A 25635-nucleotide genomic window follows, 5' to 3' on the forward strand; every position below is an offset into this window, starting at 1 on the left:
AGGACCAGCATCATGGGCGTCACGCTCGCCAAGGGGGGCAATGTCTCCCTCTCGAAGGCCGCACCGAACCTCACACAGGTGATGATCGGGCTCGGCTGGGACGCGCGCTCCACCACCGGAGCCGACTTCGACCTCGACGCCAGCGCCCTGCTGTGCAGCGGCGGCCGGGTGCTCGGGGACGAGTGGTTCATCTTCTACAACCAGCTCAAGAGCCCGGACGGCTCGGTCGAACACACCGGCGACAACCTCACGGGTGAGGGCGAGGGTGACGACGAGTCGATCCTGATCGACCTCGCCAAGGTCCCGGCCAACGTCGACAAGATCGTCTTCCCGGTCTCCATCCATGACGCGGACAATCGCGGCCAGACCTTCGGCCAGGTCAGCAACGCCTTCATCCGGGTCGTCAACCAGGCCGACGGCCAGGAACTCGCCCGCTACGACCTCTCGGAGGACGCCTCCACCGAGACGGCGATGATCTTCGGAGAGGTCTACCGCTACAACAGCGAGTGGAAGTTCCGCGCGGTCGGTCAGGGGTACGCGTCGGGACTGCGGGGCATCGCGCTCGACTTCGGCGTCAACGTTTCCTAGGCCCACCTGCGTCAGCCGAAGGCGGCCCCTTAGACTTCGTGGTCAACAGTAGGTAAAGCCGAGTACGGCGCGGGGGCGGCCCTCCCCCAAGCCAACGCTTGGGGGTGCCCCCACCACACGATGATTGGGTAGCCAGTGCTTCTGAAAACCTTCGGCTGGTCGTTCGCGATTACCGCGCTCGGCCTGGTCGCAGCGGCCGTCTACGGGGGGTGGACCGCCTTCGGCATCGTGGCGATCCTGGCCGTCCTGGAGATCTCGCTGTCCTTCGACAACGCGGTGGTCAACGCCGGAATCCTGAAGAAGATGAACGCCTTCTGGCAGAAGATCTTCCTCACGGTCGGTGTCCTGATCGCCGTCTTCGGCATGCGCCTGGTCTTCCCCGTCGTGATCGTCGCCATCAGCGCCAAGATCGGCCCGATCGACGCGGTCGACCTGGCGCTGAACGACAAGGACAAGTACCAGCAGCTGGTGACCGACGCCCACCCGTCGATCGCGGCCTTCGGCGGCATGTTCCTGCTGATGATCTTCCTCGACTTCATCTTCGAGGACCGGGACATCCAGTGGCTGCGCTGGATCGAGCGCCCGCTGGCCAAGCTCGGCAAGGTCGACATGCTGTCGGTCTGCATCGCCCTGATCGTCCTGCTGATCAGCTCCATGACCTTCGCGGTCCACGCCCACCAGCACGGCGGCGGACACGTCGACAAGGCGCAGACGGTGCTGGTCTCCGGCATCGCGGGCCTGATCACGTACATGATCGTCGGCGGGCTCTCCGGCTACTTCGAGGACAAGCTCGAAGAGGACGAGGAGCGCGAACACGAGGCCGAGGAGGAGGCCGAGCGGAGCGGGAAGAAGAAGCCCGCCGTCGTCCTCGCCGGCCAGGCCGCGTTCTTCATGTTCCTCTACCTGGAAGTGCTGGACGCCTCGTTCTCCTTCGACGGCGTCATCGGCGCCTTCGCCATCACCAACGACATCGTGCTGATGGCGCTCGGTCTCGGCATCGGCGCCATGTACGTCCGCTCGCTCACGGTCTACCTGGTCCGCCAGGGCACCCTCGACGACTACGTCTACCTGGAGCACGGCGCGCACTACGCGATCGGCGCTCTGGCCATGATCCTCCTCGTGACCATCCAGTACGAGATCAACGAGGTCATCACCGGCCTGGTCGGCGTCGTCCTGATCGCCCTGTCCTTCTGGTCCTCCGTGCGCCGCAACAAGGCCATCGCCGAGGCCGAGGGAAAAGGCCCGACCTCGGACGAGAAGGCTGAGGTCTCGTCCGGGGTGTGACACCCCTTCGGCGGAGGAACGCTCTGAGCGGGGCGGCCTTCGAGGACGAGTCCTCGAAGGCCGCCCCGCCGCATACCGAGAGACGTGGGGGGCGGAATGGGCATCTGGCAGGACCTGTGGCGCGGGCGCTCGGCGGACTTCGATTCCGGCAGCGCGGCGTCCAACTCCATCGAACTGACCAAGCGCAACCACACGGTCTCGCTCACCAAACAGGGCGCGGCCACCGGCAATCTGCGCATCAACCTGTCCTGGCGGATGCGCACCTCCGACATCGGCGGGCCGCAGCGGGGCAGCCTGCTGCGCCATCCGTTCCGCACCTTCAAGCCCGAAGTGGTCCAGGCGCACACCCAGAGCATGGTCAACGTCGACCTCGACCTCGGCGTCATGTACGAGCTGGCCGACGGCTCCAAGGGCGTCGTCCAGCCGCTCGGCAGCTTCTTCGGCGAACTCAACGCGCCGCCGTACGTCAAGCTCAGCGGCGACGACCGTTTCGGTTCGGGCTCGGGCGAGACGGCCTTCGTCAACCTCGACCACCGCGACGACATCAAGCGGCTGCTGGTCTTCGTCTACATCTACGACCAGACCCCGGCCTTCGACCGTACGCACGCGATCATCACGCTGTACCCGAGCAACGGCCCGCGCATCGAGATCGGCCTGGAGGAACGCCATCCGCAGGCCCGCTCCTGCGCCGTCGTCATGATCGAGTTCAACAAGGGCGTGGTGACCGTACGCCGCGAGGTGAGGTTCGTGTACGGCTTCCAGGCCGAACTCGACCGCCTCTACGGCTGGGGGCTCCAGTGGGGCCGCGGGTACAAGTCGAAGGTCGACCGTTGACGCCGGGACGGGCCCGGCGGCCGACCCGCACTTGGCCTCAGTCGCCTCAGCTACATCGGCCGCCTCAGCGGCCGATGAACTGCGGCCCCTGCGGCGGAAGCCTGAAGTCGGGGTCCGGCCCCGCGCCGACCGCCTGCGGGAAGCCGTACGCGGGCTGGGTGGCCGGCGCTGTCTGGGGCTGCGGATAGCCGTAGGCGGACGGGTCGGCCTGGGGACCGGCCGGCTGGGGATAGCCGTACGCCGGCGCGGTCGAGCCCGCCGCGGCGGGCTGTGGATAGCCGTACGCGGGCTGCTGCGGGACCGGGGCCGGCTGCTGCGGAGCCGGGGCGGAATGCTCGGGCGGCAGCGGCAGCGAGGTCTCCGGAGCCGTGGCGGGTGCCGCCCAGGCACTCGGCTCCGGCGCGGATCCAGCCGCGGGCATCGCGGCGGCCTCGGCCTCGTCCACCGAGATCCCGAAGTCGGTCGCGAGCCCCACCAGACCGTTGGAGTAGCCCTCGCCGAGCGCCCGGAACTTCCATCCCTCACCGCGCCGGTACAGTTCGCCGCAGATCAGCGCGGTCTCCGCACCCGTCTCCGGCTTGATGTCGAAGTACGCCAGCGGTTCACCGTCCGCGAGGGCCGCGTCGTACAGCAGAATGCGCAGATCACGTACGCGATCGAAGGTGACGTCATCCGCCGATGCGACCAGCAGAATCTGTCCGACACCGGACTCGACACCCGTCAGATCTGTCTGGATGGTGTCGGTGAGGCCCTCGGCGCCCCGCTTCTTGCCGAGCCGCCACACCTTGCCGGACGGATGGCGGGGCTGGTTGTAGAAGACGAAGTCCTCGTCGGATCGCACACGACCGTCGGGGCCGAGGAGCAGCGCGGAGGCATCGACATCGGGGACACCCTGACCGGGCGTCCAGCGCAGGACGGCGCGCACCGCTGTGGCGTCCAGCGGGACGTTCGACCCTTTCAGCATCGCGTGCGTCATGCGGTCATCCTGCCCTGTCGGTCCTGGTCACGACAATGTGGGGTCGTTCCGCAACCGGTCGGTGTTGGACATGGCGGAGTTACCTGAACTTCACGCCCGGTGGGAATCTCTGACACGGAACCGTACGTACTATTACCGGCCACATCACATTTGGCCATCTAGCCGCCGCGGGGGAGTCCCATGCGTCATTTCGGTCACGTCACCCCGGAAGAGCGGCAACGCCTCTTCCACCGGGAGCCGGGCGTCTTCACGTCCGACTCTCCGGCCAGAATCCTCGCCGCGGCCCTCGGGGCGACGCTCTACAGTCCGGCGACCCGCCCGACACTGGCCGACGACATCGTCAAGCAGACTACGCGCGGCGTGGTCTCGATGGTGCTGTGTCTCGAGGATTCGATCGACGACTCCGAGGTCGTGGGCGCCGAGGAGAACCTGGTCCGCCAGTTCACCGACCTCGCGGCCCGCCCGGACACCGGTGAGCTGCCCCTGCTGTTCGTGCGGGTCCGCTTCCCCGAGCAGATCCCCGACCTCGTGCGGCGCCTCGGCCCCGCCGTCCGGCTGCTGTCCGGATTCGTGATGCCCAAGTTCACCGAGGAGCGAGGTACCCCGTTCCTGGAGGCCCTCGCGGTCGCCGAGGCGGCGAGCGGCCGACGGCTCTTCGCGATGCCGGTCCTGGAGTCGCCCGAGCTGCTCTACCGCGAGTCACGCGTGGAGACCCTGGAGGGCATCTCCCGCGCCGTCGACAAGTACCGCGACCGGGTGCTCGCGCTGCGCCTCGGCGTGACGGACTTCTGCTCCTCGTACGCGCTGCGCCGGGCCCCCGACATGACGGCCTACGACGTCCAGGTGGTCGCCTCCGTGATCGCCGACGTGGTGAACATGCTGGGACGCGCCGACGGCACCGGCTTCACCGTCACCGGGCCGGTCTGGGAGTACTTCCGGGTCCAGGAGCGCATGTTCAAGCCGCAGCTGCGCCGCAGCCCCTTCCTGGAAGGACAGGCGGAGGAACTGCGCGAGACGCTGATCGAGCACGCCATGGACGGGCTGCTGCGCGAGATCACCCTCGACCAGGCCAACGGTCTGATGGGCAAGACCTGCATCCACCCCTCGCACGTACTGCCCGTGCACGCACTGTCCGTGGTCAGCCACGAGGAATTCAGTGACGCCCAGGACATCCTCAGGCCGGAGCGCGGCGGCGGGGGTGTACTGAGATCGGCGTACACGAACAAAATGAACGAGGTGAAGCCGCATCGCGCCTGGGCCGAGCGCACCCTGCTGCGCGCCGAGGTCTTCGGGGTCGCCCACGAGGACATCGGCTTCGTCGAGCTGCTCACCGCCGGACTCCCGGCGTGAGCCGGTCCGGCCGAGCGACGCGCAACCCCGACAGCAAGGAACCGATGAACAACCCAGCGCACGACCCGAACCACCCCGACGACGTGAAGGACCCGGACACCGCGGATGACGCGGTGTGGTCCGGGACCTGGGTCGCCGAGCGGCTCGGTGTCGAGCTCGTCGGCGACGACGGGCTCAGCGGCCTGCTGGGGCTCGCGCTGCGGCGCAACCCCAAGCGGGCCCACCTGCTCGTCTCGAACGTCCTGGGCAAGCACGTGCCGCAGTCCCCGGCCGTCGTCCACGGGTACGGCGTCGAGCTCGGCCGGCGGGTGCGCGAGCTGCTGGGCACCGACGAGGCCCGCGCGGCCGTGGTCCTCGGCTACGCCGAGACGGCCACCGGGCTCGGCCACTCGGTCGCGGACGGGGTCGGCGTCGCGCCCTACCTCCATTCCACCCGCCGCCCGGTCCGAGGGGTCCGGCCGGCGGGCGGCTTCGAGGAGTCCCACTCGCACGCCACCTCGCATCTCCTGCTCCCCGAGGACCCGGGGCTGCTGGCGGGCTCCGGCCCGCTGATCCTCGTCGACGACGAGTTCTCCACCGGCAACACCGTCCTGAACACGATCCGCGACCTGCACGGGCGCTACCCGCGCGAGCGGTACGTCGTCGTCGCGCTGGTCGACATGCGGTCGGAGGCCGACCACGCGCGCTTCGAGAAGTTCGCCGGGGAGATCGGCGCCCGCGTGGACCTGGTCGCGGCCGCGTCCGGCACGGTGCGCCTGCCCGAGGACGTCCTGGCGAAGGGGACCGCCCTGGTCGCCCGGCACGAACCGACGGCCCCCGACGCCCCCGCCCAGGCCCCCGCGGACCCGGGCCGGGCCGTCCGCGTCGAGCTCGGCTGGCCCCGCGGTCTCCCGGACGGCGGACGGCACGGGTTCACGCCCGGACACCGAATACGCCTGGAGGGTGCCCTGCCCGCCATGGCGGCGCGGCTCGCCGACGCCCTTCCCGAGGGCGCGCGCCGCGTCCTGGTGCTCGGCTTCGAGGAACTGATGTACGTCCCGCTCCGGCTGGCCCACGAGCTGGAGCAGCGGGTGTCCGCCGAGGTGCGCTTCTCCACGACGACCCGGTCCCCGGTGCTCGCCCTCGACGACCCCGGCTACGCCATCCGCAGCCGTATCGCCTTCCCGGCCCACGACGACCCGGACGACGGCCCCGGCGAGCGCTACGCCTACAACGTCGCGGGAGCCGGCTTCGACGCCGTCGTGGCGGTACTGGACTCAGCCGCGGACACGCCCGAACTGCACGCGCCCGACGGCCTGCTGGCCCGGCTGGCGGCGCACACCCCGCGTGTCCTGCTCGCCGTCGTCCCCTCGTACGTCCCCGCACGGCCGTCCACCGAAAGGCCCTTCATGCTGCCCGAGCCCCTCCGCGGCCCCGCCTTCTCCTCGTACGCCCCCGACGAGGTCGGCTGGCTGCTGCAGGACCTGTCGGACGTGACGCTGGAGGCGCCGACCGAGGAGCGCGAGGAGGCGATCCAGAGCGGCGGCGCCCACTACGCGGAGTCGCTGCCGGTCGAGTACCAGCCGAGCCCCGAGTACCAGCAGCTCTTCCGCGCCGCCCTCGCCACCTCGGCCGCCCGGATCGCCGAAGCCGTCGGCGCCGTCACCGAGCTCGTCCTCGCCGACCGGTCGCCGCGCCCCGTCCTGGTCTCCCTGGCCCGCGCCGGAACCCCCGTCGGCGTCCTGATGCGCCGCTGGGCCCAGCACCAGCACGGCCTCGACCTGCCGCACTACGCCGTCTCCATCGTCCGCGGCCGCGGCATCGACGCCAACGCGCTGCGCTGGCTCGCCGCCCACCACGACCCGGCCGACGTCGTCTTCGTCGACGGCTGGACCGGCAAGGGCGCCATCACCCGTGAACTCGCCGACGCCATCGAGGAGTTCGAGGAAGCCGAAGGCATCACTGGCTTCGACCCGGAGATAGCGGTGCTCGCCGACCCGGGCTCCTGCGTGCGCACGTACGGCACCCGCGAGGACTTCCTCATCCCCTCCGCCTGCCTCAACTCCACCGTATCCGGGCTGATCTCGCGCACGGTCCTGCGCTCCGACCTGGTCGGCGAACACGACTTCCACGGCGCGAAGTTCTACCGCGAGCTGGCCGGCGCCGATGTCTCCGTCGAGTTCCTGGACGCCGTGGCCGCCCACTTCCCCGACGTCGCCGAGTCGGCCCGCGACCGGGCGAAGGAACTCCTCGCCGCCGACCGCACCCCCACCTGGGAGGGCTGGGCGGCCGTCGAGCGGATCAGCGAGGAGTACGGGATCCACGACGTCAACCTGGTCAAGCCGGGCGTCGGCGAGACCACCCGGGTGCTGCTGCGCCGGGTCCCCTGGAAGATCCTCGCGCGCGCCGGAGCGGGCGCCGACCTCGACCACGTCCGGCTGCTCGCCGAACAGCGCGGGGTACCCGTCGAGGAGGTCGGGGAACTCCCGTACACCTGCGTGGGGTTGATCCACCCGAAGTACACGCGTGGCGCGACCGGCGCCGACGGCAAGGCGGTGGCGCTCTGATGTCCACGCCCAAGGTGCTCGTCGCCAGCGACCTCGACCGCACGCTCATCTACTCCTCGGCCGCGCTCGCGCTGACCATGCCGGACGCGCGGGCGCCCCGGCTGCTCTGCGTCGAGGTGCATGAGGCCAAGCCGCTGTCCTATCTGACGGAGACGGCCGCCGGGCTGCTCACCGAACTCGGCGACATCGCGTACTTCGTGCCCACCACGACCCGTACCCGCAAGCAGTACCAGCGCATCAACCTGCCCGGTCCGGCCCCCGAGTACGCGATCTGCGCCAACGGCGGGCACCTGCTGGTCGACGGCGTCTCCGACCCCGACTGGCACACCGGCGTGAAGGAGCGGCTCGCCTCCGAGTGCGCGCCGCTCGACGAGGTGCGCGAGCACCTGGAGGCCACCGCGGACCCGCACTGGGTGCGCAAACACCGGGTCGCCGAGGACCTGTTCGCCTATCTGGTGGTGGAGCGGGAACTGCTTCCCGAGCAGTGGGTCAAGGACCTGGCCGTGTGGGCGGAGAACCGCGGCTGGACGGTCTCGCTACAGGGCCGCAAGATCTACGCCGTGCCCAAGCCGCTCACCAAGAGCGCCGCCGTGCGCGAGGTCGCCCGCCGCACCGGAGCCGTCCTCACGCTCGCCGCCGGGGACTCGCTGCTCGACGCCGACCTGTTGCTCGCCGCCGACCGGGGCTGGCGTCCGGGCCACGGCGAACTCGCCGAGGCCGACTGGACGGCGCCGGCGATCACCGCGCTGCCGGAGCGGGGTGTCGCGGCGGGGGAGCGGATCCTGCGCGAGTTCCTGGGCGCGTGCGCCGGCGCGGGACCGGTCTGAGCGACACGCTGAACCGTCCTACGCCCACTGCGAAGTTGGGTGACCGGTAGGCCGAACGCGACTTCGCGGCGGCCTTGTCGGCGGACAACCGGCCCTGCGCCCATGATGCGCCCGGATCGGGAGTGTCTGAGGTTTATGCGGAACTCGGTCCCGGTATCGCCCTGTTGGGGGCGACCGGGACCGTTCTGCCGCGAAACGCCGCAGCCGCTTCCGGCACGGCTGAAGAGTTGGTAAGAAACCGCCCGGGATCAGCCGCAGCAGCCGCCGCCGCAGCATCCCCCTCCGCCGCCGCCCGAACGAGGTGCGGGCGCCGGCGCGGACGCCGGACCGCCCCTGCCGACGGCGACCGTCGACAGGAGTTTGACGGTGTCGTCGTGCCCGGCCGGGCAGGCCGCGGGAGCCGCGGATTCGGCCATGGGACGGCTCAATTCGAAGGTGTCACCGCAGGTCCGGCAGCGGTACTCGTAGCGAGGCATGCGCACAGGTTAGCCGGATCGAGCCGTCGCCCGTGGGGGCGCCGGGGCGTGCGTCGTGCGTGGCGGATCGAGTTCCCCGGGACGCGAATGAGGGCTGGTCGAAGGGGTGAACCGGTGAACTCCGTTGCCCCTTGAGCTTTTTTGTCTCGTTGCTGATCGAAGGGATCCCATTGGTCGCTGATAATTTAATAGGGCCGCGACGAGCCGCAAGGTCGGGGAGGGGGGCTCGCAGCCGCGAAAGCGGCCGCTGCAACTACCCGCGCGCGCAATGCCGAAGTGCGGAGGGAGACGCAGTCGTGACCAGGACATGGCATCGCAACGATGCTCCGAATCCCCTGTCTCTGGGCCACCCGGGCGCAGGAGTTCGCCGTGGCTGACATACCCGGACCGCAGCGCGGTCGCGGCAGCCGCCGCAAACCCTCGCAGCCCGGCCGGCTGTCCGGGCTGGCCGCGCGCCTCGCGCCGTACGCCCGGCGCCTCAGGCCCGCCTATCCGCGCCCCGGACGGGCCGGCTGGCGCCGCTGGCTGCCCTCCTGGCGGCAGTGGCTCGGTGGCATCGCGCTGTCCATCGGTCTGAGCGGCTCGCTGCTCGTCATCGCCTACGCAGCAACGGACATACCCCAGAACCTGAACACATATGCCACCCAGCAGGACAACGTCTACTTCTGGTCGGACGGCACGCCGATGGCCCGTACCGGCTGGGTGCGACGCCAGGCCATGCCGCTCAAGGACATACCCGTGGACGTGCGTTCGGCCGTCCTCGCGGCGGAGAACGAGAGCTTCTACAGCGACCCCGGCATCTCCGCCAGGGGCCTGGCCCGCGCCCTCGTGAAGACGGTCGGCGAGGGGGACACCCAGGGCGGCTCCACCATCACGCAGCAGTACGTCAAGAACGTCTACCTGACCCAGAACCGCTCGGTGACCCGCAAGTTCACCGAGGCCATGATCGCCCTCAAGCTCGACAACAGGATGAGCAAGGACAAGATCCTCGAGGGCTATCTCAACACCAGCTGGTTCGGGCGCGGTACCTACGGCCTCCAGCGCGCCTCGCAGGCCTACTACGGCAAGGACGTGAGCAAACTCAACGCCAGCGAGGGCGCCTTCCTCGCCTCGCTCCTCAAGGGCGCGGGCCTCTACGACCCCACCCTGAGCAAGGCCAACCACAAACGCGCCGTGGAACGCTGGTCCTGGATCCTCGACCGCATGGTCAAGACCGGCAAGCTCTCGGCCACCGAGCGGGCCACGTACACGAAGTTCCCCGAGCCGCTCAAGCAGGCCGGGGGCTACGACACCGGTAAGCAGAGCGACTACCTGGTCGAACTGGCGACCCAGTACGCCAAGAAGGCCGGGCACATCTCCGCCAGGGACTTCGACCTCGGCGGCTACCAGATCTACACGACCTTCGACCGCAAGCGCGAGAGCGCGCTCACCGACGCCGTGACCAAGGCCCGCAAGCAGGCGCGGAAGGACCACCCGGACGAGGCGAAGAGCGCCCACTACGGCGCCGCCTCGATCGCCACCGACGGACGGGTGCTCGCCGTCTACGGCGGCCCCGACCACCGCCGGCAGGGCTACAACGAGTCCAACGCGACCACCGTCCCCGCCGGTTCGGCCTTCCTCCCCTTCGTCTACGCCGCCGCCCTGGAGCACGGAGTCCACAAGACCCGTGACAGCGCGGCCACCCCGGTCACCCCCGAGTCGCTCTACAACGGCGACAACGGCGTCCCCGTCAGCACGCCCGAAGGCCCCTACTGGGACCGCGGCGGCAAGAAGGTCGCCGCCCGCAACGAGGGCAACAGGAACTACGGCCAGATCACGCTGCGTTCGGCGCTCGCCGCGAACGTGAACACACCGTTCATGCAGCTCGGCATGGACGCCGGCCTGGACAAGGTGCGTGAGACCGCCGAGGCCTCGGGCCTGCTCTCCTCCAGCATCGGCCCACAGGTGCCCGGAATGTCCCTCGGCACCGCGACCCCCAGCGCGATCCGCATGGCCAGTTCCTACGCCACCTTCGCCGCCGGCGGAACGCACTACGAGCCGTACTCCGTGCGCCGCATCACCCGCAACGGCGCCGCCGTCCGGCTGGACATGCCCGCACCCCATCGCGCCATGCGCGCGGCGGTGGCCGAGGAGGTCACCCAGGCCCTCTCCGACTCCTTCCGCACCGGGCACCCCGGCGCGGCCCCCCTCTCGGCGCAGGTCGCCGGCAAGCGGGGCGCCACGCTGGACGACAAGGCCGCCTGGTACGTGGGCTCGAACCGTTCCGTGTCGACGGCGGTGGTCCTGTACCGCATCGATCTGTCCAAGAGCCTCGAACCCCTGCCGCTCAAGGGGATCGCCGGGGCACCCGTCGCCGAGGTGCCGTACGGCATCTGGTCCGGTGCCATGAGCCCGCTTCGCTGACCCCGTAGGCCGGCCGCCCGGCTCGGCCCCCTCCGACGGCCACCCGGTGGCCGCGCCACGCTCCCTCCGCCTCCCTCGCAGAATGTGCCCCGTATGAACTCGAAGCACAGCCGGCGCCGTCGCCGTGAACCCGATCCCGGTTCTGCCGCCACCTCCGCGCGCCAGGGCTTCGCGGCCATGACGGCCTTCCTCGTCGTCACCTCCATGGCCGCCACCTACCTGGCACTCAACACGGACCACACCGCACCGGCCGCGTCCGCCCGCGCGCACGGCTCCGAAGCCGCCAAGGTGAAGAAGGAACCGGTGTGGGACGGGAAGACCCATGTGCTGGGCGACGGCTCCACGTCCTACACCGGCCCGCAGAAGGACGAGTTGAAGGCCGTACCGCTCAAGCCCGGGGAGAAGCCGCCCCAGTTCGTCGTCTTCTCCTGGGACGGCGCCCTCCAGGGCGACGACCAGCTCTTCTCGCACTACCGGGAGCTGGCCCAGCAGTACAACGCCCACATGACGTTCTTCCTGACCGGCATCTACCTGCTGCCCAAGGACAAGAAGACGCTCTACGAACCGCCCATGCACGCCCCGGGTTCGGCGGCCATCAGCTACGCCACCGACGAGCACATACGCAGCACGCTGGCGGAGCTCACCAAGGCGTGGAACGAGGGCAACGAGATCGGCACCCACTTCAACGGTCACTTCTGCGGCGACAAGGGCGGCGGGGACTGGAGCGTGACGGAGTGGGAGAGCGAGATCAACCAGTTCTTCTCCTTCGTGGAGAAGTGGAAGACCAACACCGGCTACACCGACCTGCCGCCGCTGCCCTTCGACCCGGCCCGCGCCGTCAGCGGCGGGCGCGCGCCCTGCCTGGAGGGCCAGAAGAACCTGCTCAAGGCCATGAAGGCCACGGCCAAGAAGTACGACTGGCGCTACGACGCCAGCTCCGCGGGCGACTTCCAGATATGGCCCAAGAAGAAGGAGGGCGTCTGGGACTTCCCGCTCCAGATGCTCCCCTACGAGGACGGCAAGTACCAAGGCCTGTCCATGGACTTCAACTTCCTCTACAACCAGTCCGACGGTGAGACCGAGGGCGACCCCGCCAAGTACCCGCAGTGGGAGCAGGAGACCGTCAAGTCGTACATGGCCGGTTTCGACCGCGTCTACTACGGGAGCCGGGCACCGCTGTTCATCGGCAACCACTTCGAGGACTGGAACGGCGGCATCTACATGAAGTCCATCGACCAGGTCATCAAGAGCGTGTGCACGAAGCAGGGCGTTCGCTGTGTGTCCTTCCGTGAACTGACCAACTGGCTCGACGTGCAGAAGCCCGAGACCCTGGAGCGCCTGCGCGGCCTGGACCCCGCCCAGTCGCCGGACTGGTCGACCGTGGTGAAGTAGAGGCCGCGGCGGAGCCGTTGGCTCCGCGCAACGCGTTGAACGGCAACTTACCTCCGACATAAGGGACTTGGTTGCAGGCGACGCGAACTCCACCCGGATTCAGCACAGTTGAGTGGGACATGTAAAGATTTCCCTCCCTGGAGTCCGACCGGGGATCAAGGAGAATCGTCAGTGATATCGCAGAAGTTAAGCCGCAGTTGCTCGACCGTGGGGGCGATCACCCTCTCCGCCCTCCTGCTGCCGCTGTCCGCCGCCCACGCGACGGCCACCGCTCCCCGGGTGACCGCGTCGACGGCCGACGCCTTCGGCCGCGTGGCCGACGCCGTGTTCACCGACCGCACGGCCGCCCTGCTGGACGGTGCCCCGACCGCCCGTACGGCCGCTACGGCTCTGAAGGCGACCACGGCGGGCATCCGGGTGTCCGACACCCTCGCGCGCACCGAGAGCGCCGCCCGCTCCTCGCTGCACGGCACCCGGTCCCGCCTCGCGGCCCTCGGGGAGGCCTACAGCGCCGCCGACACCCGGGTCGCCGTGAACCGAACCCGGGTGACGGGGCAGCGGGCCACCGCCTGGGTCACCGAGACGACCACCCTCACGTACCGGAGGATCCGCGGCGACGAGCCCCCCACCACCGGCTTCCGCGCACACCACGTACTGACGTTCGCCGCGCGGCCGGACGGCACCTGGAAGCTGACCGGCGAGCACTCCACGGACAAGGGCCCCCGGCAGGTCAACGAACCCGTCCCGACGACGCCCCGCAGGACCACGACGGCCGCTGTCGACGCCCCCCGGGCAGCGACCACGTACCCCGCGCCCGCCGCCGCCAAGACGCTCACCGGAGGCCCGTACGACTACGCGGCCATGGCGACGTACGCCGAGACGTACTGGAAGAACTACAACCCCGCCTACCGCAGCTTCAACTCCGTCGGCGGCGACTGCACCAACTACGTCAGCCAGTCCCTCAAGGCGGGCGGCTGGACGCCGGTCACCGACTCGGACGAGGACTACGGCACCTGGAACTACGGCCCGACCACGCAGACCGACACCTGGGTCGGCGTCAACGAGTGGTCCTGGTTCACCCAGACCGCCCGGCGCTCCACGGCCCTGGCGAACGTCTACCAGATGGACGTCGGTGACGTGATGCAGATGGACTTCGACAAGGACGGCTCCAAGGACCACTCCATGATCACGTCCTACCGGAGCGCGGGCGGGGTGCCGTACGTGACCTACCACGACACCGACACCTACCGCCGCTCGGTGTCGAGCCTCATCGCGTCGTACCCGAACGCGGCGTACTACGCGTACCGCACCTGATCAGAGCACCGGCAGGGCCCCGCGCCGCGAACGACGACCGCGTCGCGGGGCCCGCTGCCCCGGGCCCGTGACGGCCGGTTCGCGCGGGCGCCGTCATCGGGTTGCGGACGGAGTCTGCGGGCTGGAGTCTGCGCCCGGAGTCTGTGGGCTGCGGCCTGGAGTCTGCGCCCGGAGCCCGTGGACCCGGTTCCCCGCTGGCCTCAGGCGCCGCCGCGTTGCCCGCGGATCTCCGCGACGACGCGCGCCACCGTCTGCCGCACCGCCTCCGTCTCGGTCAGGAAGTGCCAGTAGTCCGGGTGCCGGCCCTCCAGCGTGGCGACAGCCCGGTCGAGCCGGGTGACCGAGTCGTCGAGCGGGCGGGCCTGCCTGGGGTCGGGAGTCGTACGGCCCGCCATGGCCAGCCGCTGCGCGTCCCGGATCGCGAACCGGGTGCGGTCGATCTCCTGCTGGGGATCCTTCTGCACGGCGTTCAGCCGGCGCAGCCGGTCACCGGCCGCCGACACGGCCTCGTCGGTGCTGTTCAGCAGCGCGCGCACCGTCGCCAGCAGCGAGGTCGCGTCCGGCCAGCGCTGCGCCTCGCGGGCGGCCCGCGCCTCCTTCAGCTTCGTCTCGGCCTGCCGCACGTTCTCCGCGGCCTGCTCCGGCACGTGCTGGAGGTCCTGCCAGCACGCCGCCGAGAACCGGCGCCGCAACTCGCTCAGCACCGGCTCCACCTGCCCGGCGCGGGTCGTCAGCGCCTGCGCGCGGGTACGCAGCGAGACGAGCCGGTGGTCGATCTCGGCGGCGTGCTCCGGCAGCCGCTCCGCCTCCGAGCGCACCGCGGCGGCCTCCCGCGAGACCCGCTCGGCACGCTCCAGCGTCTCCGGTACGCCGTGCTGCCCGGCGCCCCGGTTGAGCTTGGTCAGCTCCGGCCCGAGCGCGGCGAGCCGGGCGGCGAGATCGTCGGCCTTCAGCCCCGACTGCCGTACGGAGTCGAGGGCGTTCGACGCGCCCAGCAGCGCCTGACGGGCGCGCTCGACGGCCGGGGCCAGCCGGGCGAGCTGGGTCTCCGCCTTGCCGAGGAGCGGTCCGAGACTCTGCTCGAACCGGTCCAGATCGGCCTTCACACGGACCAGTTCGTCCTTCGCGGCGACGAGCTCGCCGCGGGCCCGCGCCGCGACCGACGCCTCCAGCTCGTCCCGGTCCAGATCGTGGGCGTCGACGGCGGTGATGTACTTCTGACTGGCCTCGTCGATCCGCCGCCCCAGCGCCTCGAAGTCGGACACCACCCGCCGGGCGGCCGGGGAGTCGTCCACGGCCGTGATGGTCTCGATGGAGATCCGCAGATCGCGCTGCGCGGTGTCGAGTTCGTAGAACGCCGCCGCGGCGGCGTCCTTGGCGGCCTGCGCCTCGGCCCGCTGGCCCTCGGACCGCCCGCCGAACCAGCGCCGGGTGCCGCCCCCGGCGAAGGCAGAGGGCAGCGCGAGCGCGGCGAGCAGGGGCAGCGCGACGAGCGTGAGCACGTCACGGCCGGCCTGCGAGCGAGGCCGACGCTCGGGCCGCTCGGGCTCGGGCTCGGGCTCGGGCCGCTCCGGCCGGTCCCGTCGCGGGGATCGCTCGGGTCGCGCCGGCCAGAGGCCCCGCCGGGCGTTCGGAGGGTCTGCGGGCCGTGCGTGTCCCGCGAACGGCGAATACGGCCGCGAAGGTGTCGCCGTCACATCCCTCTCCCGTGCTGTCATCCGCCTTGCCCGGCTGTCATTCTCCCACCGGTTGAAGACGAACACACGGGCCGGTCAGTTCGCTGTTCGTACCGTGATCTTTCCGTCGTCGGTGTGCGCGGAGACACGGTGGGTGCTGGAGTCGTCCCGGGGCACGTCCACCTGGACCGAGCCGTCGCCGGTCCCGGTCGTCACCCGGTAGGTGGCCCGCGGCAGCACGATCGAGACGGAACCGTCGTTGGTGCGGGAGTCCACCAGGTCGGGAACGGAGCCGAGTTCGAGCCGCACCGAGCCGTCCTCGGTCCGCGCCCGCACGCTGCGGGCGTCCACGCCGACGGCCCGTATCGAGCCGTCGCCGCTGCGCAGATCCAGCGCTCCCGAGGAGTCGCTGACGCGCACCGAACCGTCCGCCGTACGAATGCTGAGCGCTTCCTCGAAGCCCCGCGCGCTCACCCGTCCGTCCCCGTCCTCCACCTTGACGGCCACCCCGCGCGGCACGACGATCCGGTGCCGGGCCGAGCAGTCGGCGATGACGCCCGAGCACTTCACCCGCAGGACCAGCCGGTCGCCGCCCTCCATCGCCCAGGTGACCCTGGGGTCCCCGCCGAGAGTGACATGTCCCTGGAACCACCGGGTGACCCGGACCTCACCGGCCTTCGCGGAATCCGAAACGACCAGATCGAGCGCGGAGTCGTCCGAGTCGACGGTCAGGGTCCGGCCACGCAGCCCGAACGACCGCTGCTCGGGATCCTTGTCGTCCCCGGCGGACGCGCCGCACGCGGTGGCGCCCCCGACGAGCGCGAGCACGACTACGCCGAGGACGGCGGCGCGCAAGGCGTTGTGAGTACGGTTCCGGGTGCCGCTACGAGTGCGCGTGCGAGCCATGACGATCTCCCCCTGGGACGGTCTACGAGCCCCTTCGCTTCCGGGACTCGGGATCTCCGGGTCTCCGGGTCTCCGGGTCTCCGGGTCTCGGGGTCTCGGGGTCTCGGGGACCCCGGGCCCCGGGACTCGGAACCTCTGGAACCCCGGGACTCGGGATCTCCGGGACTCGGGACCTCTGGATCTCCGGGACTCCGGGACTTGGAACTCGGAGCTTCGGCACTTCGACGCCGTGACCGGAGCCGCTCCGCGGAGTGGTTCCGCGGAACATCTCCGACGGTAGGCATCCACGGAGCCCGGGACGATCCGGGCCGCTCCCGGATCGGAGGTGGGGATAACCCCCGGGCCACCCCGCCACCCACTCGCCGGATACGGGTTTGCGGGGCATGCCCCCGGGCGATGTAGGCTGTCGACTCGTCCTGGGCGCGTAGCTCAGTGGTAGAGCGCCGCCCTTACAAGGCGGATGTCGGCGGTTCGAAACCGTCCGCGCCCACCAGTCTCAGGACACGAACAAGGCCCAGGTCAGCCGGTAGGAATCCGGCGGCGTGGGCCTTGATCCTTTTTTCGGCTGTTCGGTGCCGCCGTGCCAGTCACGTGCCAGATGGGTCGCGGGGAGGCCGCTTCACCTTCTTGATCTGGCCGTCCACGTAGTCGGCGAGCGCGCGGAGCCGGATCCGCCGGAAGTTGCTCCGCCGATGGGCACCACCGCGGGTGCCGACGAAGAAACGGTCACCGGTGGCTGGCGGCAGGGAACACTCACCAACCTCCTCAACCCGAAGATGGGCGCCTTCTACGTCGCCGTCCTGCCCCAGTTCATCCCTCCGGGCGCGGACCACTTCACCACGGGCCTCCTGCTCACCACGGTGCACGTCCTCATCGGCTTCGCTCGCATCCTGCACGGTTGGCTCCGCAAGCCCCAGGCGCGCCGCGTACTCGACCGGATCACCGGCACGGTCATCGGCATCAGGCTGGCGCTCAGTAACTGACCATCCGACGACCGTCATGTCCGCGGTCACGCGCGATCTCCGCGAGCACTTCGGCAACGACTCCTGAACCCTCCCGCCTCCGTCGGGCCGTCCGAGGCCAACGGAGGCCAGGGATATGGCCACTTGGGCTCTCCGTGCTGATTCAGTCGCGACTGTTCGGCAGCGGAGTGCGGCAACCACCGCGACCGTGGTCGACTGGTATCGGTCCCGGACGCGCAAGTGGCCAGCTCGGCAGCCTTCAACGACCGGCCGCCCACAGTTCGCGTCGAGAGGGTCAGATCGTTCGTCCGCAATTCGCAGGCCTGGTGGGGTAATTGGGACTCCGTCGGTCCGGTTTTGCGATTTCGCTTCCGGGTGGACGTCGGCGTCGGCGCTCGTCGGATCCTCAAGTGCTGCTCAGGAAATCGGTCATGTGATGGGCGCGTGCGTGATCTCTGCCTAGTGTCCGAGTGCTCGATCGTCACGGGGGCGGTCCACCGGAAAGGTGTCACATGGGCATCGGTTCAAGGCGCGTCATGACGGGCGCTGCCACTGCGGGACACAAGGTCTCGAATGCCCGGGCCTGGCTTGCCGCGTGCGCCGTGGTGGCGTCGGCATCCTTGCTCGCCTCGTGCACGTCCGACAGCGGTGAGGGGAAGGCCGTCAGTTCTCCGCCGTCGCGGTCCGGGCCGGGCGAGTCCACGACCGCAACTGCGTCGTCCGTGGAGAAGCTCACCGAGCAGGCCCAGGCGGCCCTGGCCGCTGTCCACAGCGGGAAAATGGTCGAGGCCGGAGTCGAGCGGGTGCACGACGGAATCCACACCGAGCCCACCCTGAGCGAGGGCAGGACCTACAGGCTCGACCTGGTCTGCTTCGGGAGCGGCAGCGTCCAGTTGACATTCGTACCGGCGAGCGCCGGCACGGAGGCCAGGGTGCCGTGTGATCAGTCCGTGGTCCAGCAGCGGATCACGTGGCACAAGCCGGTACACATCGATGTCGACGGGGCCAAGGGGTCAGCCGGCATGATCGCCTGGCAGATAGACGCAAGCTGATCCAGGACGATGCGCCGCCCAGCATCCCTGCTGGGCGGCGGCGTTCAGTCCCTACGGCAGTGAATTGCGGCAACCCCGGCAACCTCGGCAGCCAGCTCCAACCGGTGGTGTCGGGGGTGTCCTTATCGGCGGCCGTGGTCGTGGGCCTGGTCCTGGCCCTGGCCGTGGTTATGGGCCGTATCCGTCGTTCGCGCCTTGGGTGTCGCCGGCGTGGTCGTCGCGGCCGACGATCGTCCATGGGCGCATCACGTCGCCGTCCTCGTGTTCCAGGCGGTGGCAGTCGTCCGGTTCGAGGACGAGCGCGGCGGGCGCATTGCGCTGGGGCGGGCCGGGACAGCCCTCAGGTGTCGCGCGTGTGCTTCAGGCGCATCCGTGCGTCGACCTTGTCCGGCGAGGCGACCTCCGACCAGAAGCGGTGGCCGGAGACGAACACGGTGAGCTCGAACTCGCGTCGGCGGAGCTTCTCGACCTCGGCCTGTTCGTCCGCGGTCCAGCCGGGGGAGGCGGGGCGCTCCACCTTGCGCCAGCCGCCGGTGTCACTGAAGCCGTCCAGCGGTTCCACCGACCAGGGGAGCCGTTTCAGCAGGGCCAGTAGCTCGGCCCGGACCTGATGCAGCTCCTCCTGACCGGCGAGGAGGTCACTCGGAAAGTCGTAGGTCACAGCCACACGGCAATGCTACGCCTGTTCGATTTTGCGATGCGAGCTCCTTCTGGGACTTCACGCGAACGGGTGTTCCGAACGGGCGTTCGTGTGGCGTGTGGCCTGCGGGAATGGCCTATCCCCTGAGTTCCGCCCTGGGTTGCGCTCGCCCCGTCGGGCGTCGCGGCTCCCCGCCTCCGGCCGTGACGGCCCCTCGCGCCCGGCCGTCACGGCCCCCCCACGCCAGGGTGCCGGGGCCCCCACGCCAGGGTGCCGGGGCTCCCGGCGTCAGGCCGTCACGCTCGCTCGCGCCAGGGCGTCGCGGCTCCCCGCGCCCGGCCGTCACGGCCCCCCGTGTCCAGCCGTCACGGCCCCCCGTTCCAGGCGAGCGTGCCTCTCCGCGTCCGGACAAGTTGCCCAGGTGAAACTGCACAGTCTCAACTGGACAGTTTCGGCTGAGCGATCTACGGTGGCCCTATGGATCAGAGCGGCAACCGACGGAGCGATGCGGGCGTCTCGGATTCCGCGGCGCGTGCCGCGCAGGATCTGCGGGTCGCGTTCAGCCTGCTCCGGCGGCGGATCCGCGAGGTCTCCGAGGCGCAGGACCTCACACCCTCCCAGATCTCCGCGCTCACCCTGGTGAGCAAGAGCGGGGCCGCGACGGCCAGTGCGCTGGCGGCTGTCGAGGGAGTGCGACCGCAGTCGATGGCCGCCACGCTCGCGGCCCTCGACCAGTACGGGCTCATTCAGCGCAACCCGGACCCCGGGGACGGCCGGCGCCAGTTGGTCACCCTCACGGACGCCGGGCGCGAGCGCGTCGAAGGCACCCGGCAGGCCCGCTCCGAGTGGCTCGCCCGGGCCTTCGAGGAGCGGTGCACGGAGGACGAGCGGCAGACGATCATCGAGGCGATGACCCTCCTGGAACGGCTCACCCGGTCGTGATACCCACGCTCCGGGACTGGTTCCAGCAGCGCCTCACCCCCGCCCGCCACCGCCCGCCCGACCGCTTCGACCGCCGGCTGATCGCCCCGATGGTCCTCGGGTCCGTGCTGAACCCGGTCAACTCCTCCATGATCGCGGTGGCGTTGGTGCCGATCGGCAGAGCGCTGGGAGCGTCGCCCGCGGAGACCGCGTGGCTGGTCTCCGGGCTCTACCTCGCCACCGCGGTGGGACAGCCCGTCATCGGACGGCTCGTCGACCTGTACGGCCCCCGACGCCTCTACCTCGCCGGTACGGCCATGGTGGGCGTCGCCGGACTCCTCGGCGCCCTCTCCCCGAACCTCGGCGCACTGGTCGCCGCCCGGGTACTGCTCGGATTCGGCACCTCCGCCGCGTACCCCGCCGCGATGCACCTCACCCGCAGCGAGGCCGAACGCACCGGACGGAACAGCCCGGCCGGTGTGCTGACCGCGCTCGCCGTCTCCGCCCAGACCGTCGCCGTGGTCGGCCCAACCCTGGGCGGCCTGCTCATCGGCGCGGGCGGCTGGCGCACCATCTTCCTCGTCAACGTGCCCCTGTCCCTGGCCTGCCTGGTCCTCGGATCGCTACGGCTGCCCAAGGTCACGAAGCCGACGGCGGACCCGGCGACGCGGGACCGCCCGCACCCGTCCGCCGCGCGGAGCGTCGACCTGGTCGGCATGGCACTGTTCACCGCCCTGCTCGTCTCGCTGATGCTGTTCCTGATGAGACCGCGGGCCGCCGACTGGTATCTGCCGGTACTCGCGTTCGCCGCCGGGTGCGGCTTCGCCCGGCGGGAACTCCGGATTCCGGAACCGTTCATCGACCTGCGGGTGCTCGGTGGCAACGGGCCCATGCTGGCCACCTTCCTGCGCCAGTTCCTCAGCTACACCACCGCCTACGCCTTCCTCTACGGGTTCACCCAGTGGATGGAGGAGGGGCACGGGCTGCACGCGGCCGGCGCCGGGCTCGTCCTGCTGCCCCTGTCGCTGAGCGGACTCCTCGTCTCCGGGCTCACGGGGCGACGGGAAGCCGTCCGCGGCAAGCTGGTGGTCGGGAGTCTGGTCCAGATCGCCGGATGCGTGGTGCTGCTGACCCTGAACGCGGACAGCGCGATCTGGCTGCTGGCCGGCGTCGGCGCCCTCATGGGTGTTCCGCAGGGTCTCAATGGCCTGGCCAATCAGAATGCCCTGTACCGGCAGGCCGACGCCGCCCGGATGGGCTCCGCGGCCGGACTGCTGCGCACCTTCACCTACCTCGGCGCGATGGCCGCCTCCGCGGCCGACGCCGCCTTCTTCACGCACGGCGCCGACACCGGCGGCCTGCACCATCTGGCCCTGTTCATGCTCGCCGGAGCAGTGCTGCTCCTGGCGGCGACCCTCGTCGACCGATCCCTTCGCGATCTCGCACCCCGAAAGGCCTGACCATGGCAGTCACCACGCTCGACCCCCGTACCGCGCTCGTCCTGATCGACCTCCAGCACGGCATCGTCGGCAACCCGGGCCTCGCCCCGAACGCCGCCGCCGACGTCGTGGAGCGGTCCGTCCGGCTCGCGGACGCCTTCCGCGGCCACGATCTCCCGGTCGTCCTCGTACGGGTCACCGCCGCCGCCGACGGCGCGGACGCCCTGCGCGGCCGCATCGACGGCCCGAGCCGCGGCGGCGCCTTCCCCGAGGGCTGGGACGTCATCGTCGACGAACTGGCCGGGCACCCCGGGGACATCACGGTGACCAAGCGGAACTGGGGCGCCTTCTACGGCACCGACCTCGACCTGCAGCTGCGCCGCCGCGGGATCACCCAGATCGTGCTGGCCGGCATCGCCACCAGCATCGGCGTGGAGTCCTCCGCCCGCGCCGCCCACGAGCACGGCTACCACGTCACCCTCGCCACCGACGCCATGTCCGACCTCGACCCCGAGACGCACCGCAACAGCGTCGAGCGGATCTTCCCCCGCCTCGGCGAGAGCGGCACGACCGACGAGATCGTCGAGCTGCTCGACAAGACCCGGGCCTGAGCGGCCGACTCCCGAGGGCCGGCGCTACCTTGGGGTCCGTGACCCTGGATGATCTTCGTGTGTTCGTCGCCGTCTGCCGGGCCGGGAGCCTGAGCGCCGTGGCCCGGGAGCTGGGCTGTACGCAGTCGGCGGTGAGCCAGCACGTGCGCCGGCTGGAACGAGAGGTCGGGGTCGGGCTCGTCGAGCGGCAGTCCCGCGGGGTGGTGCCCACCCGCGCGGGGCGGGTCCTCGAACGGGCCGCCGCCGACGGGATCGCCGGCCTCGACCTCGCGCTGCGCCGGCTCGACGAGTTGGCGCGCGGGGGCGGCGGGACAGTGCGGATCGCCACCGGCGGAACCACCGTGCGGCACTTCATGGCCGAGGCCGTGGTCGCGTTCCGGAGGCAATACCCCAAGGTGAGCCTGGAGTTCCAGACCGAGAACTCCAGTCGGGGCTGTTTCGACGCGCTCGCCGACCACGGCCTCGACCTCGCCTGGATCACCCTCGGGCCGCCCGTGCGCGGAGTCGAGCAACGGGCTGTCGCCGAACTCCCCTGGGTGCTCGCCGTACGCGCCGACGACGAACTCGCCGGGCGGGAGCGGATCGAGGCGGAGGAGCTGGCCGGCCTGCGGATCGTCGGACTGCCGGAGAACTCCACCTCGCGCGCCCATCTCGACTCCGCCTACCGGGAGTTGGGAATACCCCTGGGCGCCTCCGACACCAGCGTCGCCGACTGGGACACCGCGATCCTGCTCGCCGAACTCGGCCTCGGCCACGCTGTCGTGCCCGCCCTGCCGGGCCTGCGCGGGCCCGGACGCCCAGACCTCCGTTTCCTTCCCGTGCCGGCGCTGCCGCCGCTCACGGTCGGCTGGGCGGTACGGCGATGGGACGCCCTGTCACCCGTCGCCCACGCCTTCGCCGACACGGTGACCCGGTACTGCGCGGGCGCCGGAACAACGGCAGAGGACTGATGCCCGCAGTCGCCCCGGCCACCCCCGCAGCCCCGCTCACCGCACCCGCTCTGCTTCACCGCACGGGCCGAGCTTGCCGCCCCGGACGCGATCGGGCGCCCTCTCCGCCTCGCGGTCCCGGATGTCACCAGGGCGCAACTCCGGTTCCATAGGCCTCGGATGCCATCGGACACCGTCTCGCCGTCGTGTCGTCTCGCCGTCAGTGGTCCGTGCCGGTGGCCGGTGTCAGCTCGCGCACCAGTCGGCCGGCCACCGGTACCGGCACCCCGGTCCGCTCCGCCGCTCGCAGCAACGCGCCGCCGATCGCGTCGAGTTCGAGGGTGCGGCCCGCCTCGGCGTCACGTTGCATGGAGGACTTGGTCGCTGCCGGGAAGGCGTCGTAGCGGGCGAGGGCGGCCGCCGCATCGACCGGTGCGCCGCAGGCGCGGCCGACCGCCGCCGTTTCCTCGACCAGGGCGGCCAACTCCCCACGGTGCAGCGTTCGTACGTCGCCCACCGGCACCCCGTACCGCGTCGTCAGCAGTGCGAACGGCGCGAGGAACGCCATCTTCGCCCAGAGGGCCGCCGCCTCGTCGTCCTGGACCCGGACGCCTACCCCGGCCCACTCCAGGGCTCCGGTGAGCGCGTCGACCCGCGCTCGGGGCGCCGTGTCGGCGGTCAGGTCGACCTCGGCGAACGGGCTGCCGTGCTCGATCACTCCGGGAGCGATCCGCGTCGATTCCACCCGGATCACCGCGGGGGCCACCTGCTCGGGGCGGTAGCGCTCGCGCAGCAGTGCCGGGTGCTCGACACCGTTCAGGAACGGGACGACCAGCCCCTCCTCGCCCAGGGCCTTCGCCGGGACGCGCTGCAGGGCGGAGTCCAGGGCCGTCGCCTTCACCGCGACCAGACACACGTCGACCGGCTCACGCAGCTCGGTGTCCGCCTCCACCCGGGCCGTGAAGTCGCCGAAGCGGCCGCTGCGCACCTCGATGCCGTCCGCCGCCAGCGTCCGCGCGGTCTCGTCCCCGGCGAGACAGATCACCCGGTGGCCGGCGCGGGAAAGAAGCGCGGCCAGCAGCCCGCCGACCCCGCCCGGACCCAGCACAGCCACCGTCAGCCCGTCGTTCGCCATAGGTCCTCGCTCCTCCGCCCAGGGCCCCGAGCGGGGCCCCGGCGATGATCACAAGAGGCGGTCACCCGAGTCAATCCTCGGAGAACCTTGCCCAAATCCAAGGATTTGCTTGGATGTTGCGGTGAGCTAGAGGCGGGGCGCGGCTACGGAACCCGTACCGAGGCCCCGGGCTCCAGCAGTCGCAACCGGTCCGTGAGCCCGGCCTCCGCGAACGCCTTCGTCAGGGTCGAACCGTCCTGTGTGAAGTGGCCCCAGTGCTCGAAGTGCAGCGGCACGACCCGGGCCGCGCCCAGGATCTCCGCCGCCCGCGCCGCGTCCTCGCTGGTCAGGGTCAGCGGGGCGTCCGGCACCAGCGGGGTGCGGGCCGCCCCCGCGAACAGCACGGCCACGTCGAAGGGGCCCTCCCGGTCCGCGATCTCCCGTACGACGTCCAGGGACGCGTTGTCCCCGCTCACGTACACCTTGGGCAGTCCCTCCCCGGACAGCACGAAGCCGGTCACCTCTCCCACGAGGGGCAGCGAGCCGTCGGGCCCGTGCTGCGCCGGGACGGCCGTCACACGCAGCGCTCCGCCGTCCGGACGTGCCAGCTCGACGGACTCCCAGGGGCGCAGGGCCCGTACGGGCGCGCCGATCCGCTCGTACGCCGACGCCGTCGACAGGGTCACCGGGGCGCCCTGGAGATACCCGCGCCCTGCCGTGTCCAGGTTGTCCGGGTGCTGGTCGTGGGAGAGCAGGACGGCGTCGACGGAGCCGACCTTCTCGGCCGGCAGCGCGGGCCCGGCGGTCTTCACCAGCTTCCGTGCGCCGACGGGGTACTCGCCGGGAGCGTCGAAGGTCGGGTCGGTGAGAAGCCGCAGGCCGCCGATCGCGATGACGGCGGTCGGACCGCCGACGTAGGTGATCTCCATTGAGGTCATGCTCCGCTCAATCAGAGGAACGGGCGGCGGTATTCCCGGCCGTCGGGCCACTCTTCCGCGACCGGTGACCCTGACGGCGCCGGACGCGCGAGACTGGAGTCATGTGCCGCAGCATCAAGACCCTTCGCCCGCCCGCGATCCCCGAGGAGGCGACCGAGGAGGAGATCCGCGCAGCCGCCCTGCAGTACGTCCGCAAGGTCTCCGGGTTCCGCGCCCCGGCCGCCCACAACCGTGAGGCCTTCGACCGTGCCGTCGAGGCGGTCGCGGCGGCCACCGCCGAGTTGCTGGACAGCCTGGAGGTCCGGGGGGCCACGGCCCAGCGCGCCGGCTAGCCCGGCGCGCGGCACGGGGTCCCGGACACCGTCCGCGCGGCCCCAGGCCCGCGCCCCGCACCTGCCACGCGGGCGCCCGCGTGGCCCGCGATCCGTGCGGCGCGGGACGTCGGCCCGGCGTCCCG

The 25635-nt window shown here is 70.9% G+C and carries 23 protein-coding genes and 1 tRNA gene; 17 read left to right on the forward strand and 7 right to left on the reverse strand.

The features are described 5' to 3' along the window. Positions 1 to 12 precede the first annotated feature (12 nt). The 3 genes from OHT01_RS27375 (at position 13) to OHT01_RS27385 (ending at position 2706) form a co-directional block, all read left to right on the forward strand. The gene (locus OHT01_RS27375) at positions 13 to 588 is read left to right on the forward strand and encodes a TerD family protein (RefSeq protein ID WP_328555764.1); all 576 of its coding nucleotides are present in this window, start codon (positions 13 to 15) and stop codon (positions 586 to 588) included. Positions 589 to 723: 135 nt separating this feature from the next. Continuing rightward, positions 724 to 1872, forward strand: coding sequence for a DUF475 domain-containing protein (locus OHT01_RS27380; RefSeq protein ID WP_328555765.1), 1149 nt, complete (start codon positions 724 to 726; stop codon positions 1870 to 1872). Positions 1873 to 1968: 96 nt separating this feature from the next. Beyond that, positions 1969 to 2706, forward strand: a complete 738-nt coding sequence (locus OHT01_RS27385) for a TerD family protein (RefSeq protein WP_328555766.1) — start codon at positions 1969 to 1971, stop codon at positions 2704 to 2706. A gap of 64 nt (positions 2707 to 2770) precedes the next feature. On the opposite strand, the gene OHT01_RS27390 is transcribed toward OHT01_RS27385, so the two are convergent. After that, on the reverse strand, positions 2771 to 3682 hold the full coding sequence (locus OHT01_RS27390) for a TerD family protein (protein ID WP_328555767.1): 912 nt from the start codon (positions 3680 to 3682) through the stop codon (positions 2771 to 2773). Between the two features lie 180 nt (positions 3683 to 3862). Here OHT01_RS27390 and OHT01_RS27395 point away from each other — a divergent pair, with 180 nt between their 5' ends. The 3 genes from OHT01_RS27395 to OHT01_RS27405 are packed head-to-tail and all read left to right on the forward strand — an operon-like array spanning position 3863 to position 8405. Beyond that, positions 3863 to 5032, forward strand: coding sequence for an HpcH/HpaI aldolase/citrate lyase family protein (locus OHT01_RS27395; RefSeq protein WP_328555768.1), 1170 nt, complete (start codon positions 3863 to 3865; stop codon positions 5030 to 5032). A gap of 44 nt (positions 5033 to 5076) precedes the next feature. Beyond that, positions 5077 to 7578: a phosphoribosyltransferase gene (locus OHT01_RS27400; protein WP_328555769.1), complete on the forward strand. Its 2502-nt coding sequence runs from the start codon at positions 5077 to 5079 to the stop codon at positions 7576 to 7578. Next, positions 7578 to 8405 carry an HAD family hydrolase gene (locus OHT01_RS27405; RefSeq protein ID WP_328555770.1) on the forward strand — a complete coding sequence of 276 codons (828 nt, stop codon included), beginning with the start codon at positions 7578 to 7580 and terminating at the stop codon, positions 8403 to 8405. Before OHT01_RS27400 ends, OHT01_RS27405 begins: the two co-directional genes overlap by 1 nt. A gap of 248 nt (positions 8406 to 8653) precedes the next feature. On the opposite strand, the gene OHT01_RS27410 is transcribed toward OHT01_RS27405, so the two are convergent. Further along, positions 8654 to 8881 (reverse strand): FmdB family zinc ribbon protein, encoded by a 228-nt coding sequence (locus OHT01_RS27410; protein WP_328555771.1) that lies wholly within the window; start codon positions 8879 to 8881, stop codon positions 8654 to 8656. Between the two features lie 369 nt (positions 8882 to 9250). On the opposite strand from OHT01_RS27410, the gene OHT01_RS27415 reads away from it, so the two are divergent. From OHT01_RS27415 to OHT01_RS27425, 3 genes are all read left to right on the forward strand, one after another. Further along, complete coding sequence (locus OHT01_RS27415; RefSeq protein ID WP_405917230.1) at positions 9251 to 11284, forward strand: transglycosylase domain-containing protein; 2034 nt, start codon at positions 9251 to 9253, stop codon at positions 11282 to 11284. A 93-nt stretch (positions 11285 to 11377) separates the two neighbouring features. Next, positions 11378 to 12676 (forward strand): hypothetical protein, encoded by a 1299-nt coding sequence (locus OHT01_RS27420; protein WP_443043445.1) that lies wholly within the window; start codon positions 11378 to 11380, stop codon positions 12674 to 12676. A 207-nt stretch (positions 12677 to 12883) separates the two neighbouring features. After that, positions 12884 to 13990, forward strand: a complete 1107-nt coding sequence (locus tag OHT01_RS27425) for an amidase domain-containing protein (protein ID WP_328555772.1) — start codon at positions 12884 to 12886, stop codon at positions 13988 to 13990. 200 nt (positions 13991 to 14190) lie between these two features. On the opposite strand, the gene OHT01_RS27430 is transcribed toward OHT01_RS27425, so the two are convergent. Continuing rightward, complete coding sequence (locus OHT01_RS27430) at positions 14191 to 15687, reverse strand: hypothetical protein (protein ID WP_443043446.1); 1497 nt, start codon at positions 15685 to 15687, stop codon at positions 14191 to 14193. Positions 15688 to 15762: 75 nt separating this feature from the next. Next, entirely contained in the window at positions 15763 to 16572 is an 810-nt protein-coding gene (locus OHT01_RS27435; protein ID WP_328555774.1) for a DUF4097 family beta strand repeat-containing protein, read from the reverse strand. 418 nt (positions 16573 to 16990) lie between these two features. Between OHT01_RS27435 and OHT01_RS27440 the strand changes: the two genes are divergently transcribed. The 3 genes from OHT01_RS27440 (at position 16991) to OHT01_RS27450 (ending at position 18586) form a co-directional block, all read left to right on the forward strand. Beyond that, positions 16991 to 17065, forward strand: a tRNA-Val gene (locus OHT01_RS27440). Positions 17066 to 17264: 199 nt separating this feature from the next. Continuing rightward, positions 17265 to 17555, forward strand: a complete 291-nt coding sequence (locus OHT01_RS27445; RefSeq protein WP_328555775.1) for a LysE family translocator — start codon at positions 17265 to 17267, stop codon at positions 17553 to 17555. Positions 17556 to 18256: 701 nt separating this feature from the next. Continuing rightward, positions 18257 to 18586: a hypothetical protein gene (locus tag OHT01_RS27450; RefSeq protein ID WP_328555776.1), complete on the forward strand. Its 330-nt coding sequence runs from the start codon at positions 18257 to 18259 to the stop codon at positions 18584 to 18586. A gap of 340 nt (positions 18587 to 18926) precedes the next feature. Here OHT01_RS27450 and OHT01_RS27455 read toward each other — a convergent pair whose 3' ends face one another. Then, entirely contained in the window at positions 18927 to 19253 is a 327-nt protein-coding gene (locus tag OHT01_RS27455) for a hypothetical protein (protein ID WP_328555777.1), read from the reverse strand. A gap of 450 nt (positions 19254 to 19703) precedes the next feature. Between OHT01_RS27455 and OHT01_RS27460 the strand changes: the two genes are divergently transcribed. The 4 genes from OHT01_RS27460 to OHT01_RS27475 are packed head-to-tail and all read left to right on the forward strand — an operon-like array spanning position 19704 to position 23147. Beyond that, entirely contained in the window at positions 19704 to 20168 is a 465-nt protein-coding gene (locus tag OHT01_RS27460) for a MarR family winged helix-turn-helix transcriptional regulator (protein WP_328555778.1), read from the forward strand. Next, complete coding sequence (locus OHT01_RS27465) at positions 20165 to 21607, forward strand: MFS transporter (RefSeq protein ID WP_405917241.1); 1443 nt, start codon at positions 20165 to 20167, stop codon at positions 21605 to 21607. The genes OHT01_RS27460 and OHT01_RS27465 overlap by 4 nt, the downstream gene beginning before the upstream one ends. A 2-nt stretch (positions 21608 to 21609) precedes the next feature. After that, positions 21610 to 22197 carry a hydrolase gene (locus OHT01_RS27470; RefSeq protein WP_328555779.1) on the forward strand — a complete coding sequence of 196 codons (588 nt, stop codon included), beginning with the start codon at positions 21610 to 21612 and terminating at the stop codon, positions 22195 to 22197. A gap of 38 nt (positions 22198 to 22235) precedes the next feature. After that, on the forward strand, positions 22236 to 23147 hold the full coding sequence (locus OHT01_RS27475; RefSeq protein ID WP_328555780.1) for a LysR family transcriptional regulator: 912 nt from the start codon (positions 22236 to 22238) through the stop codon (positions 23145 to 23147). Positions 23148 to 23346: 199 nt separating this feature from the next. Here the strand turns inward: OHT01_RS27475 and OHT01_RS27480 are convergent, their stop codons facing one another. Further along, complete coding sequence (locus tag OHT01_RS27480) at positions 23347 to 24261, reverse strand: ketopantoate reductase family protein (protein ID WP_328555781.1); 915 nt, start codon at positions 24259 to 24261, stop codon at positions 23347 to 23349. Between the two features lie 143 nt (positions 24262 to 24404). Next, positions 24405 to 25178 (reverse strand): MBL fold metallo-hydrolase, encoded by a 774-nt coding sequence (locus tag OHT01_RS27485; protein WP_328555782.1) that lies wholly within the window; start codon positions 25176 to 25178, stop codon positions 24405 to 24407. A gap of 101 nt (positions 25179 to 25279) precedes the next feature. Here OHT01_RS27485 and OHT01_RS27490 point away from each other — a divergent pair, with 101 nt between their 5' ends. Then, positions 25280 to 25510, forward strand: coding sequence for a DUF2277 domain-containing protein (locus tag OHT01_RS27490; RefSeq protein WP_328555783.1), 231 nt, complete (start codon positions 25280 to 25282; stop codon positions 25508 to 25510). Positions 25511 to 25635: the final 125 nt, after the last annotated feature.

Source organism: Streptomyces sp. NBC_00358, assembly GCF_036099295.1.
GTDB lineage: Bacteria > Actinomycetota > Actinomycetes > Streptomycetales > Streptomycetaceae > Streptomyces.